Origin of the sequence: Mesorhizobium sp. M2A.F.Ca.ET.042.01.1.1 (assembly GCF_003997405.1) — a bacterium.
Taxonomy (GTDB): domain Bacteria; phylum Pseudomonadota; class Alphaproteobacteria; order Rhizobiales; family Rhizobiaceae; genus Mesorhizobium.
Genome location: NZ_RZRX01000190.1, coordinates 1 through 12,913, shown reverse-complemented (window position 1 = coordinate 12,913; position 12,913 = coordinate 1). Strand labels below are relative to the sequence as shown.

Here is a 12,913-nt window from a genome sequence, read left to right as displayed (position 1 = left end):
AACCGACACTGCGCCCACCGCGACGGCGGCGCCTAAAGCGATTTTCCATCTACGCATTTTGCTCTCCAATCCTATTCGGCCGCCTGGGCGAGCGGCTGCAGCGCCGGCTCGGCGGTCGGTTCAATTTCCTTTGACTCAGGGGCGCCGTGGTGTCCCTCGGCGGGTTCCTTTTCGCCGCGCTCGCGCAGCTGTTCGATCACCGCGTAGAAGACGGGCACGAAGACCAGCGACAGGATGGTCGCCGCCACCATGCCGCCGAAGACGGTGGTGCCGATCGACTGCCGGCTGGCCGCGCCTGCGCCGGTCGCGAACATCAGCGGCAGCACGCCGAGGATGAAGGCGAAGGCGGTCATCAGGATCGGCCGCAGCCTCAGCCGCGCGGCCTCCATCGAGGCCTCTACGATGGTGAGACCCTCCTCGCGCCGTCGCCTTGCGAACTCGACGATCAGGATCGCGTTCTTGGCCGCCAGGCCGATCAGCATGACGAAGCCGATCTGCGAGTAGACGTCGATCTGCATGCCGCGCAGCAGGAGCACCACGAACGCGCCGAACAGAGCCAGCGGCACGGCGAGCAGCACCATGAAGGGCATCGCCCAGCTTTCATACTGCGCCGCCAGGATCAGGAAGACGAAGACGATCGCCAGCCCGAACACGACCGAGGCGATCGATCCGGCCTTCAGCTCCTGGAAGGTGATGCCGGTCCATTCGTAGCCGAAGTCGCGCGGCAGCACATTTGCCGCCGCCCGCTCCATGGCCGCCACCGCCTGACCGGACGAGAAGCCGAGGGCCGCGCCGCCATTGATCAGGGCCGAGGCATTGTTGTTGTAATGCGGCACGGTCTCTGGTCCGACGATCGGCACCAGCTTGCCCAGCGTGCTCAGCGGCACCATGCCGCCCGACGCGTTGCGCACATAGAGCCTGGAGATGTCGGTGGCGTCGGCGCGCGCGTCCTTATCGGCCTGGATGGTCACCCGGAAGGTGCGGCCGAACAGGTTGAAGTCGTTGACGTAGAGCGAGCCGAGATAGATCTGCAGCGTGTTGAAGACGTCAGGCAGGTTGAGCCCGAGAAGCTTCGCCTTGCTGCGGTCGAGGTCGTAGTTGAACTGCGGCGTCGAGGTCGAGAAGGACGAGAACAGTTGCTGCGGGTTGAGCTCCGGCTGCTTGCGTGCCTCGGCGAGCAGTGCCTGCGTGACATCGTTCAGCGCGGCGCTGCCGCGTCCCGACAGATCCTCCACCTGGAATTCGAAGCCGCCGGTGGTGCCGAGGCCCGGGATCGACGGTGGATCGAAGGACAGCGCGAAGGCTTCCGGAATCTGCAGCAGCTTGTTGCGCACATCGGCGACAAGCTTCGAGGCGCTCTGGTCCGGTCCGCGCTCGTCCCACGGCTTCAGGATGGCGAACTCCACCGCCGAGTTCGACTGCGCGGCGCTGGTGAGGAAGTTCAGGCCGCTGATCGAGCCGACGATGTCGACGCCGGGCGTGTTCTGCAGGATGTCGCGCGCCTTCTGCGCCACCGCGTCGGTGCGTTCGAGCGAAGCGCCGTCCGGCAGCTGGATGACGACGAAGAAATAGCCCTGGTCCTCCACTGGGAGGAAGGTCGAGGGCAATTTCTGCCAGACGAAATAGGTGGCGACGAGACCGGCCGCGAACAGGCCGAGCATGATCCAGCGCAGCTTGATCAGGATGCGCACGCCATGGGCATAAGCATGCGACAGCCAGTCGAAGCCGGCGTTGAACCAGCGGAACAGCACGAATTGCGTTTCACCGCGATGACGCAGGAAGGCAGCGCTCAGCGCCGGCGACAGCGTCAGCGAGTTGAAGGCCGAGATGCCGACCGAGATCGCGACGGTGAGCGCGAACTGGTTGTAGAGCCGGCCGGAGACGCCCGGGATGAAGGCGACGGGAATGAAAACCGCCATCAGCACCGCCGTGGTGGCGATGATCGGTCCCGTCACTTCGGCCATTGCCGCGCGCGTCGCGGCAAGCGGCTTCAAGCCCGCTTCCAGCTGTCGCTCGACATTCTCCACCACCACGATCGCATCGTCGACGACGAGGCCGATCGCTAGCACCATGCCGAGCAGCGAGAGCATGTTGAGCGAGAAGCCCAGCATATACATGATCGCCAGCGTCGCGATCAGCGACACGGGAATGGCGATGGTTGGAATGATGGTGGTGCGCCAGCTCTGCAGGAAGATGAACACCACCGCCACGACCAGAACCAGCGCTTCGCCGAGCGTGATCAGCACGTCATGCATCGAGGCCGACACGAAGCGCGTCGTGTCGTAATGCATGGCGTAGTGGACGCCCTTCGGGAAGCGCTGTGACAGCTCCTGCATCTTGTCCTTAACCCGCTGCTGCAGGTCGAGGGCGTTGGAGCCGGGCATCTGGTAGACGGCCAAAACCACCGTCGGGTCCTTGCCGAAGAACGCGGATGACGAATATTGCAGCGCGCCGAGCTCGATGCGGGCGACGTCGCGCAGCCGCACAAGCGAGCCGTTCTCCGAATTGGCGCGCACGACGATGTCGCCGAATTCCTTCGGGTCGCTCAAGCGGCCCACCGCATTGACTTGCATCTCGAAGGCGGTCCCGGCAGGCGCCGGCGACTGGCCGATCTTGCCGGCGGCCACCTGCACGTTCTGCTCGGCGATGGCGTTCTGGACGTCGACGGCGGTGATGCCGAGATTGGCGAGCTTATCTGGGTCGAGCCAGACGCGCATCGAATAGCGGCGCTCGCCGAAGATCTGCACGTCGCCCACGCCCGGCAGGCGCTTCAGCGGATCGACGACCTGCAGATAGGCGAGGTTGCTCAGCGCCACCGGATCGACCGAGCCGTCCGGCGAGGTGAGGTCGACGATCAGCACGAAATTGGGGTTCTGCTTCTTGATCGTCACACCGCCCTGGTTGACGATGGCCGGCAGGGAGGACGCCGCTTGGCTGACGCGATTCTGCACGTCGACGGCCGCCGTGCTCAGCGGATAGCCGACGTCGAAGGTGATGGTGATGGTGGACGAGCCGTCATTCGAGCTCGTCGACGACATGTAGGTCATGCCCTGCACGCCGTTGATCTGCTGCTCGAGCGGCGTGGTGACCGTGTCGGCCACGACCTGCGCGCTGGCGCCCGGATAATGGGCGCTGACCACGACCTGCGGCGGCGTGATGTCGGGGAATTGCGAGACCGGCAGCAGGAAATAGGCGATCGCGCCGGCGAGCACCATGATGATGGCGATCGCGGACGCGAAGATCGGGCGGTGGACGAAGAAGTTTACCATGATGCGCACACCTCGCCGAATGGCTTTGCGAAATGGCGCAGGCGCCGGGCCCGGCCGGAGCCGGAATCCGCCAGGAAGGATGGCAGGACTTCGTCGTCCGCCTGTTCCGCCGCGCGCGAGCGCAGCATCCGTTCGAAGGCTTTGGGGTCGACCCCGTCAGCCTTCATCACCAGCCGGATCATCGGATCCCGGATGGCTTCGTCGATCGTCAGGTCTTTGCGCTTTTGCATAGGAGCGGCTCCTTGCTCGGTCCGCATCGATTGATCACGGACCGCTTTCTCTTTTTCACCGGCCGAAGCCGCATGACAGGCTGCTTTTTCGTCCTATCTCACTCTGGCAGGCTATCGGAGGGCCTTGTCGTTTGACGGGGAGTGATATAGGTGTTACCAGTAAGTAACATCTAAAAGTTACAGACCGGTAACACCCCAGTCAAGAGGTGGCGACGGTTTTTTTGGAAACGACGAAAGGAGATCATCATGAGTGACGGCGTCGCGGAGCGTTCCCGTCCCCGGGATCGAATCCTGGAGACGGCGCAGGACATGTTCCACAAGCACGGCATCAAGGGCGTTGGCGTCGACGCCATCACCGAGGCTGCCGGCACCAACAAGATGACGCTTTACCGCCATTTCGAGTCCAAGGACGAGCTGGTCGTGGAATGCCTGCGCGCCACGGCGGCGAAGGCTTCAAGGATCTGGGACGAGTTCGAGGCTAGGCATCCCCGCGACAAGCTCGCCCAGTTGCATGCCTGGGTCCAGAAGGCTTCGGAACTGCTCAGCGCCGACAGCCGCGGCTGCGACATGGCCAATGCCGCCGTCGAGCTCACCGAGACCGACCACCCGGCCAGGCGCGTCATCAAGGAGTTGAAGGAAGCCCAGCGCGAAAAGCTGGTTGCGCTTTGCCGCGATGCCGGCATCGGCCAGGCGGAACTGCTTGCCGACACGCTGTCGCTGCTGCTCGAAGGCGCCCGCGTCTCGATGCAGAGCGTCGGCGCCGAAGGCCCGAGCGCGCAATTCGTGCGCATGGCGGAAAGCCTGATCGCCTCCTTCCGGGCGCGCTGAGCGCTTACGGAGACACTGCGCGCTAAGAAAAAGCCCGCTGCCGGGAGGAGGTGGCAGCGGGCTTGATTTCGAATACGGCACGGGAGGAGGTGTACCGCACTCAGCGCCGGTGTCTGGGAGGAGGAAGACATCCGACAGGTTCATAAATACGAGTTGCCCAACGATTCGGCAATTGCGAAACGTGCATAGCTGCTGTGCAGAATTGCGGGATCAATTATCAGACAAATCCGAAGAGCCGCCCGCCGGCACCCGTTGCCGGTCTACTGCACCGGCACGTTTTCCTTGAAGATCAGCCGCGGCTCGATGAATTTCTTGGTCAGGTAGGGGGCCGAGGAGGCGATCGAGCCGAGCAGGCGGATCACCGACTGTTCGGCGATCAGCCGCGCATTCTGGTCGATGACGACATCGGCGAGGTCATCGACGAGATAGCGCCGTGTCTCCTTGGTCAGGTCGTGGCAGATGAAGACCGGCTTCCTGCGCGGCTTGGCTTCCAGCAACGCCCTGGCGACGCCGGAGCGTCCGCCGCCGACGCAGTAGATGCCGAGCAGATCCGGTTCGTCGTGCTGCGCCTTGATGGTGGCGCGGTAGCTGGCGTCCGGCTCGTCATTGATCTCGACGGCGCTGGACACGGCGAGATTGGGGAACTCCTCGCTCAGCACCGAGCGGAAGCCCATCTCGCGCTCCTCATGGCCGCGATAGGAGCGCGAGCCGACCAACATCGCCAGATGCCCGGTGCGGCCGCCGAGGAAGCGCCCCATCAGCAGCGCCGCTGTGCGGCCCGCCACGCGGTTGTCGATGCCGACATAGGCCGAGCGGGGCGCCGCCGGCACGTCCGAGACCAGCGTGACCAGCCTGATTCCCGCCTCGACCAGCTCGCGCAGGATGTTGCGCGTGCGCGGGTGATCGACGGCGATGACGCCGACGCCATTGGCCTTGAGCGACAGATTCTCCACCGCGCTCTGCAGCGCGCCGGGCGAAATGCCGGCAAGATTGTGGATGCGGCACGACGCGACCAGGGGCAGGCGCGCCGCATAATCTTCGATGTGGTGGGCGAGATCGGCCATGAAGGCGTTGGACCCGATCGGCAGGAAGAATTCGAGATGCGCCGGCTTCGACGGCAGCACGACCTGGTCGAGCGTCGGCAGATAGCCGAGCTGTTTGGCCGCTTCCATCACGCGCTGCCGGTTGGCCGCGCTTGCGCCCGGACGGTTGTTCAGCACCCTGTCGACGGTCGCGGTGGACAGGCCGCAGCTCCTGGCGATGTCGGCTACGGTGGCTTTCATGGGTCCAGTCATAGGATGGGATGCCAGCCCTGTCACGCCAAGTCAAAGTCAGCCGAAATCAGCCATGCTAGTCCCGGCCGTCTGAAATCGCATCGCGGATTTCCTTGTCCGACATGCCGGTGATGACGCGCTCGACCTCGGCCACCGTCGTCTTCTCCGGATCGATGTCGTCGGCCACCACCTTGCCCCGGCGCATCACCACGATGCGGTCGACCACCTGGAAGACGTGGTGGATGTTATGCGCGATGAAGATGCAGGAATGACCGGAGTCGCGGGCGCTGCGCACGAAACTCAAGACGCCTTGCGTCTCGGCGACGCCAAGATTGTTGGTCGGTTCGTCGAGGATGATGAGATCGCTGTCGAAATGCATGGCGCGCGCGATCGCCACCGCCTGCCGTTCGCCGCCCGACAGCGAGCCGATCGGCGTCGTCGGCGGGATGCTCTTGGTGATGCCGACTTGCCGCAGAAGGTCGCGCGCCACCGCGTTCATCGCCTCCTGGTCCATGCGATTGAGGAAGCGCGGCGGCTTGATCGGCTCGCGCCCGAGGAACAGGTTGCGGGCGATCGACAGCTGCGTCACCAGCGCCGAGTCCTGGTAGATCGTCTCGATGCCCTCAGCGATTGCGTCGCTGGTGCTGCGGAAATTGACCTTCTTGCCGCGCACGAAGATGTCGCCGCTGGTCAGTGGCACGGCGCCCGACAGCACCTTGATCAATGTCGACTTGCCGGCGCCGTTGTCGCCGAGAAGGCCGACGATCTCCTTTTCGTTGACGTGGAAATTGGCGTCCACCAGCGCCTGCACGCGCCCGTAGGACTTGCGGATGTTTGCCATGCGGATCAGAGGCTCGGCCATCGTCTTAAGTCCCTGCCTGGTGCCGGCGTTCGAGCCACGAATGCAGCGCCATCATGCCGAGGATGATCGCGCCGATGAAGATGTTGTAGGCGAGCCCCGGCACCCCGATCAGCACGATGCCGTTGCGCATGACGCGCAGGATCAGGATGCCGAGCACCGTGCCGATGATGGTGCCGCGTCCGCCGGTCAGCGCCGTGCCGCCGATCACCACCATGGCGATGACCTCGAGCTCGTAGCCGGTGCCGCTGTTGGGATTGGCCGCGGAGGTGCGCAGCGACGAGATCACGCCGGCGAGCGAGGCCATCACCGCCGACAGGACGAACAGGCCGACCTTGACGCGGTTGACGTTGACGCCGCGGGCGCGTGCCGCATTGGGATTGCCGCCGGCGGCCTGGATCCAGTTGCCGGTGCGGCTCTGCGTCAGCACATAGCCAAGCACGATCGCTGCGCCGATGAACCAGAACAGCGAGGCGTAGATACGAAACGGACCGACATAGAAGTCGCCGACCAGGATGTTCGCCAGCCAGCTGCCTTCGGCGCTCCAGGTCCGCTGCGGGAAGCCGTCGGTGATGAACAATGCCGTGCCGCGCACCACCAGCAGCATGCCGAGCGTCACGAGGAAGGACGGGATCTTGAGCTGGGTGACGAACCAGCCATTCACCAGCCCGATCAGCGCGGCAACGACCAGCGCGATCAGCAGGCCCAACTCCAGCGAGGTGACGCCGCTGTTGTAGAGCGTCCACATCAGCACCGGCGAGAAGCCGAACAGCGAGCCGACGGAAAGATCGAATTCACCTGATGTCATCAACAGCGTCATCGCCAGCGCGATTAGGCCGAGCTCGACGGTGAAGGCCAGGATGTTGGAGATGTTCTGCGGCGACAGGAAGTCGGGATTGATGCCCCAGAACACGGCGAGCTCGACGATGAGCAGCACCAGCGGACCGAATTCGGGCCGCGCGATCAGGCGTTGAACGAAGGAACGGTTTTCCATTGAACCCGCGACGTGAGGGCCGGCCTGCCTGTGTGAGGGCGGGCGCGGCGGGACAGGAAAAGGCGGTCGCGGCGTTGCCGTCGCGACCGCTCGGATCAGGGGTTATTTGCCGGACAGGATCTTGTCGTAGACGCCGGCGGTGTCCTTCTCATAGAGCGCGCCGGTGATGACGTTGAAGCCCGGAGGGATGCCGCTCGCGGCCATGTTGGCGAGCGACAGCGCCACATAGCTGGTCGCCTGCGGATCCTGCCACTGCGCGGCGTTGACGTAGCCGTTCAGCACTTCCTGCGTGGTATCGAGCGAGTTGCCCCAGCCGACTACCGGGATCTCGCCCGGCTTGACGCCGACCTGGTCGAACACGCGCTTGATCGATCCGGTGACGAGGTCGCCGAGGCCGATGATCGCCTTCACCTTGCCCTTGTGGGCGGTGAGATAGTCGACCATGCGGTTGATCACCTCGGCCTGGTCGAGCGTCGCTTCGGTCACTTCATAGGTGATGCCGGCCGGCCCGAACACGCTCTTGATGCCTTCCTCTTCCTGCACGCCATAGGTGGCGCCGGGGATCTCGACCGGCATCCAGACGAAGTCGCCCTTCTTCACCAGGCCCTTGTCGACCAGGTACTGCGCCCAGTGCTTGCCGAAGGTGACGTTATCGCCGCCGACATAGGCGTTGAAGTTGGCCTTCGGGTCGGGCGTGTTGAAGTTGATGATCGGGATGTTGGCCGCGCGCGCTTCCTTGGCGAGCTCGATCAGGCTGCCCGGATCGGGGCTGGTGGTGACGATGCCGTCGGCCTTGGCCGAAATGGCGGCGCGGATCGCCTCCTGCTGCGAGGCAACGTCGCCATTATGGAACGACGTGTTGACCTTGTTGCCGGTGTCGCCTGCCCATTGCTTGGCGCCGGCAAGGAAGTAGGTCCAGACCGGATCGGCCGGGCCGCCATGCGAAATCCAGTAGAACGTCTTGGCCTCAGCCATCGCCGGAATGGCGACGAGCGCGATCAAGCCAAGCACGAGCAGTCTTAGCCGCGAAAGCATTCGATTTCCTCCCATGTTGAAACTCTCCTACACATCAAGCGCGATGCGGCCCCTCGAGCCGCACCTCCTGCCAGCGCCGAGCGGGACGCCCAGAGCATTCCCTTTTTCGAGCGGTGGCAAGCCTCCGTCGCCAATGGATGTTGGGTGAGGCGCGCACGCCATCAGCAATCCCATCAGATTGCATCAGTTCAGGCGCTATTTTCTCGGGCAGGTGGTGCCGTTAGCGCTCGCTCGGAGCGAGGGGCTTGGACAAAATCGCCTCGGTTGGGCGCTAGAGAAGATTGGCCTTTGCCAGGTCGCGCATGAGGTGGCTGGCGCCGTAGGTCCAGTGCGGGCAGTCCGGCGACAGCCGCACGCGATTGGTGAGCGCGCCGAGCTTTTCCGATGAGATGGTGACGATGTCGCCCACCTTGTGGGTGAAGCCCTTGCCCTTCTCGCCGCGATCCTTGGACGGCACGAACATCGTGCCGAGATAGAGCGCCAGCCCGTCGGGGTACTGGTGATGCGGCCCCATCGCCGCCTTGACCAGCTCTTCCGGCGAACGGCTGATTTCGGCCATCGAGCTCGAGCCTTCCAGCGAGAAGCCGTCCTCGCCCTGAACGCTGAGCCGCACCGTGGCGCGCTTGACGTCGGCGATCGAGAAGGTCTCGTCGAAGAGCCGGATGAACGGTCCGAGCGAGGCGGAAGCATTGTTGTCCTTGGCCTTGCCGAGCAGCAGCGCCGAGCGCCCTTCGACATCGCGCAGGTTGACGTCGTTGCCGAGCGTGGCGCCGACAATGCGGCCCGAACTGTCGGCGATCATGGCGATCTCCGGTTCGGGATTGTTCCAGGTGGAGACGGGGTGCAGGCCGACATCGGCGCCGAAGCCGACGGACGCCATCGGCTGGCATTTGGTGAAGATCTCGGCGTCCGGGCCGATACCCACCTCCAGATATTGCGACCAGGCCCCGCGCGAGATCAGCTTGGCCTTGATTTCCATCGCTTCCGGCGAACCGGGCTTGAGCTTCGACAAGTCATGGCCGATCAGGCTGGCGATGTCGGCGCGGATGGCGTCGGCCTTTTCCGCCGAGCCGCGCGCCTGCTCCTCGATGACGCGCTCGAGCAGGCTGACCACGAAGGTGACGCCGGAGGCTTTGATCGCCTGCAGATCGACGGGCGAAAGCAGGATGGGCTTCGCGGCGTCGCGCTTGGCCTCGAAGCTGTTTGCCGCGATGTCGGCGAGCGCGCCGATCGCCTTGCCCTTGGCCGAACGCAGGTAGTCGGCCGGATCCTTTAGTTCGCAAAGATCGCGCACCGTCGGCGCCGCGCTCGAGGTGATGTCGATCACCTCGCCGTCCCGCACCGTCACCACCAGCGGATGAGAAGCGGCGCTGGTTCTGGCGCGGCCGACGAAAAGTCCTTCGGCAGGCAGGCGGGTCGGATCGGTCATGGCATCATTCCTCTCGATTGTCGCGCGGCACTTTCCCCGGATTTAGCGCAAACGTCTATCCCGTCGATGCCAGGGTTTATGGGCCATGGCTGTGCTGTCACATAGCCAGGACTTGTCTGGCCTATCGAGCGCTCTTTCAAATTCATGAAATCACCAATAGAATTTTCACGAAGTTCCGAGCGCCGAGGTGATCTTTGCCCGCAGCCTTCTCCGATCCGGTCTGGCGGAAACCCCAAACGGCGCCGGCCTTCCGGTCTGAACCTTCGGCCGGCGGCGCGTTCGACGCGATCATTGTCGGCGGCGGCATCATGGGCCTGTCGACCGCGCTGCATGCCGCGCGCGTGGGCCTTTCCGTTCAGGTTCTGGATGCCGGCACGATCGGGCAGGGCGCTTCCGGTCTCAATGGCGGCCAGGTCATTCCCGGCCTTAAATACGACCCTGAATGGCTGATCGAGCATTTCGGCAAGGAGCGCGGCGAAGCCCTGGTCGCGTTCATTGCTTCCACGGCCGACGCCGTGTTCGATGTGATCCGCGACGAGAAGCTGGCCGTGCCGTTCACGCGCAATGGCTGGATCCAGGCCGCGCACACCGAGACCGCGCTCAAGGCGGCGGCCAACCGCGATCGCCAATGGCGCTCGCGCGGCGCCGACGTCGAACTGCTCGACCAGGCCGAGATCGCGGCGATGACCGGCGCCAGGGGCTATTTCGGCGGCTGGCTCGACCGCCGCGCCGGAATAATGGATCCGCTGTCCTATACGCTCGAACTGGCCCGCGTCGCTTCGGCCGCCGGCGCCGCCATCGCCGAGCAGCAGCGAGTGGTGAAGCTCGCCAAGGAGGCCGGCGTCTGGCGGGTCTCGACGCAAGGCGGAGCCGAGTTACGTGCTAGGTCGGTCGTGCTTGCCACCAATGCCTATACGGATGGCCTGCTGCCCGGGCTTGCCCAGACCATCGTGCCGCTGCATTCCTTCCAGATCGCCACCGCGCCGCTGCCGGCGGAACTTGCCGCCAGCATCCTGCCTGGCGGGCAGGCCGTTTCCGATTCCCGTCGCATCCTGGTCTACTACCGCCGGAGTCCCGATGGCCGCATGGTGCTGGGCGGACGGGGCCGCATGGCGCTGCCATCGAGCGCCGCGGACTGGGCGCATCTCGAACGCGCGCTCACCCGCCTCTATCCGGCGCTTGCCGGCATCGCCATCGAGAAGCGCTGGTTCGGCCGCGTGGCGCTGACGCAGGATCACCTGCCGCATCTGCATGAACCGGAAAAGGGCCTGCTTGCCGTCGTCGGCTGCCAGGGCAGGGGCGTCGGCCTGATGAGCGCCCTCGGCAAGCGCATGGCGAACTACCTTGCCAGCGGCGATGCCAGGCAATTGCCCTTCCCGCTGTCGCCGATCCGGCCGATCCCGTTCCACGCCTTTCGCCAGGTCGGCGTCGCCACCGCCATCACCTGGTATCGCATGCTCGACGCGTTCGAGCGCTGACCAATGCATGTCGCCCAGAAGTGTGCAGCGGTTCTGGGAAAACGACATGCATCAAACAAATATTTAAAGCGCGTCGCCTGAATCCGTTTCAGTGCGACGCGCTTTAAGCGTGCAGCGCACAAGCGATTCAGCTTGACAGTTTCATGAGTATGAAAAATCATTAGGCGATTTCAGAATTCCGATGGGCAGTTCAATGTCGTCGACCGTCGTTGCAGCACGGCCCTTGCCGGAAAATCGCATCTCGCCGGTCTTCCGCTTCGCCATGCTGCTGCCGGGCGGGCTGGTCACATTCTTCCTGATCCTCTTTGCGCTCGGTCTTGTGGTCTTCCTCGCTTTCCGGGGCAATGACGGCTCGCTGCTCGGCGTCGGCCTGACGGCGGAGAACTTCGTCACCGTCGCCACCGATCCGCTCTACTGGACGGTGACGCTGCGCTCGCTGGTCATTGCCGGCCTGGTCACGCTCGCGACCGTCGTTACCGCCTATCCGGTCGCCTATTACCTCGCCTTCCATGCCGGCCGCCGCCGCAACCTTTTGCTCTTCCTGGTCACGCTACCCTTCTGGACCAGCTATCTCTTGCGCGTCTTCGCCTGGAAGATCGTGCTCGCCTATAACGGCGTGCTGAATTCCGCCTTTATCGAGACCGGCCTTTGGTCGCAGCCGACGCTGGCCTTCCTCAACACGCCGGCCGCGGTGGTCGTCACGCTCGCCCACGCCTACGCGCCCTTCGCCATCCTGCCGATCTATGTGGCGCTGGACACGATCCCGAAGTCGCTGCTCGAAGCCGCCTCCGATCTCGGCGCGCGGCCCTTCACCAGCTTCCGCCGCGTCGTGCTGCCGAATTCCATGCCGGGCGTGCTGGCCGCCGCACTCGTCGTCTTCGTGCCGACGGTCGGCGACTATGTCACGCCGGCCATGGTCGGCGGTCCAGCCAGCACCATGATCGGCACGCTGATCCAGTCGCAGTTCGGGAAGGCCAATGACTGGCCGTTCGGCGCCGCGCTCTCTGTCTGTGTCATGCTGGTCATCCTGTGCGTGGTGCTCGTCGCGCGCGGCGCCGATCGCCGGTTCGGCAGCCGCACATGAGCGCGCGGGGCAACACCAACAGCGATGGCCGCTGGCTCGGCCTTTACGTGCTCGGCTACCTCGTCTTCCTCTATTTGCCAGTGCTGTTGATCCCGCTGTTTTCCTTCAACAACTCGATCCAGGCGGCGTTTCCGCTGCAGGGTTTCACGCTTGACTGGTACCGCACGCTCTACGGCAATCCAGCGCTCTCCGGCGCCCTGGTCAACAGCCTGGTCATCGGCGTCGTCTCGGCCTGCGGGGCGACGCTCTGCGGCATCACCGTTTCCTACATGGATCTGTATGGCCGCTCGCCGCTGGCGGCGACCATCAGCGCCATCGCCCGGCTGCCGATCCTGATCCCCGGCGTCATCGTCGGCATTTCGCTTCTGATCCTGGTCAATCTTATCGGCCTCGGCCCGTCGCGCGTCTCGATCGTGCTGGGCCACATCCTGGT

General features: G+C 64.5%; 10 protein-coding genes and 1 pseudogene. 4 read left to right on the top strand and 7 right to left on the bottom strand.

Annotated features, from left to right (window positions below; genetic code table 11):
• Positions 1-71: 71 nt before the first annotated feature.
• Positions 72-3,269 (bottom strand): multidrug efflux RND transporter permease subunit, encoded by a 3,198-nt coding sequence (locus tag EOA23_RS24420; protein WP_127306035.1) that lies wholly within the window; start codon positions 3,267-3,269, stop codon positions 72-74.
• The gene (locus tag EOA23_RS24415; RefSeq protein WP_126064770.1) at positions 3,263-3,499 is read right to left on the bottom strand and encodes a hypothetical protein; all 237 of its coding nucleotides are present in this window, start codon (positions 3,497-3,499) and stop codon (positions 3,263-3,265) included. Before EOA23_RS24415 ends, EOA23_RS24420 begins: the two co-directional genes overlap by 7 nt.
• Before the next feature lie 246 nt (positions 3,500-3,745).
• Here EOA23_RS24415 and EOA23_RS24410 point away from each other — a divergent pair, with 246 nt between their 5' ends.
• Positions 3,746-4,327 carry a TetR/AcrR family transcriptional regulator gene (locus EOA23_RS24410; protein WP_127306034.1) on the top strand — a complete coding sequence of 194 codons (582 nt, stop codon included), beginning with the start codon at positions 3,746-3,748 and terminating at the stop codon, positions 4,325-4,327.
• A gap of 260 nt (positions 4,328-4,587) precedes the next feature.
• Here the strand turns inward: EOA23_RS24410 and EOA23_RS24405 are convergent, their stop codons facing one another.
• The 5 genes from EOA23_RS24405 to EOA23_RS24385 all read right to left on the bottom strand — a co-directional run bounded on the left by EOA23_RS24405 (position 4,588) and on the right by EOA23_RS24385 (position 9,918).
• Positions 4,588-5,610: a LacI family DNA-binding transcriptional regulator gene (locus EOA23_RS24405; protein ID WP_127306033.1), complete on the bottom strand. Its 1,023-nt coding sequence runs from the start codon at positions 5,608-5,610 to the stop codon at positions 4,588-4,590.
• A gap of 67 nt (positions 5,611-5,677) precedes the next feature.
• Positions 5,678-6,463, bottom strand: coding sequence for an ATP-binding cassette domain-containing protein (locus EOA23_RS24400; protein WP_127306032.1), 786 nt, complete (start codon positions 6,461-6,463; stop codon positions 5,678-5,680).
• Positions 6,464-6,467: 4 nt separating this feature from the next.
• Positions 6,468-7,454 (bottom strand): ABC transporter permease, encoded by a 987-nt coding sequence (locus tag EOA23_RS24395; protein WP_127306031.1) that lies wholly within the window; start codon positions 7,452-7,454, stop codon positions 6,468-6,470.
• Positions 7,455-7,556: 102 nt separating this feature from the next.
• Entirely contained in the window at positions 7,557-8,489 is a 933-nt protein-coding gene (locus tag EOA23_RS24390) for a substrate-binding domain-containing protein (protein ID WP_127306030.1), read from the bottom strand.
• 271 nt (positions 8,490-8,760) lie between these two features.
• Positions 8,761-9,918: a fumarylacetoacetate hydrolase family protein gene (locus EOA23_RS24385; protein ID WP_127306029.1), complete on the bottom strand. Its 1,158-nt coding sequence runs from the start codon at positions 9,916-9,918 to the stop codon at positions 8,761-8,763.
• A gap of 194 nt (positions 9,919-10,112) precedes the next feature.
• On the opposite strand from EOA23_RS24385, the gene EOA23_RS24380 reads away from it, so the two are divergent.
• The 3 genes and pseudogenes from EOA23_RS24380 to EOA23_RS24370 all read left to right on the top strand — a co-directional run.
• Positions 10,113-11,396 carry an FAD-dependent oxidoreductase gene (locus EOA23_RS24380; RefSeq protein ID WP_127306028.1) on the top strand — a complete coding sequence of 428 codons (1,284 nt, stop codon included), beginning with the start codon at positions 10,113-10,115 and terminating at the stop codon, positions 11,394-11,396.
• 193 nt (positions 11,397-11,589) lie between these two features.
• Positions 11,590-12,480, top strand: coding sequence for an ABC transporter permease (locus EOA23_RS24375; protein WP_127306027.1), 891 nt, complete (start codon positions 11,590-11,592; stop codon positions 12,478-12,480).
• Positions 12,477-12,913 (top strand): annotated as a pseudogene (locus EOA23_RS24370) (ABC transporter permease); the annotation flags it as partial. The gene EOA23_RS24375 and the pseudogene EOA23_RS24370, both read left to right, overlap by 4 nt.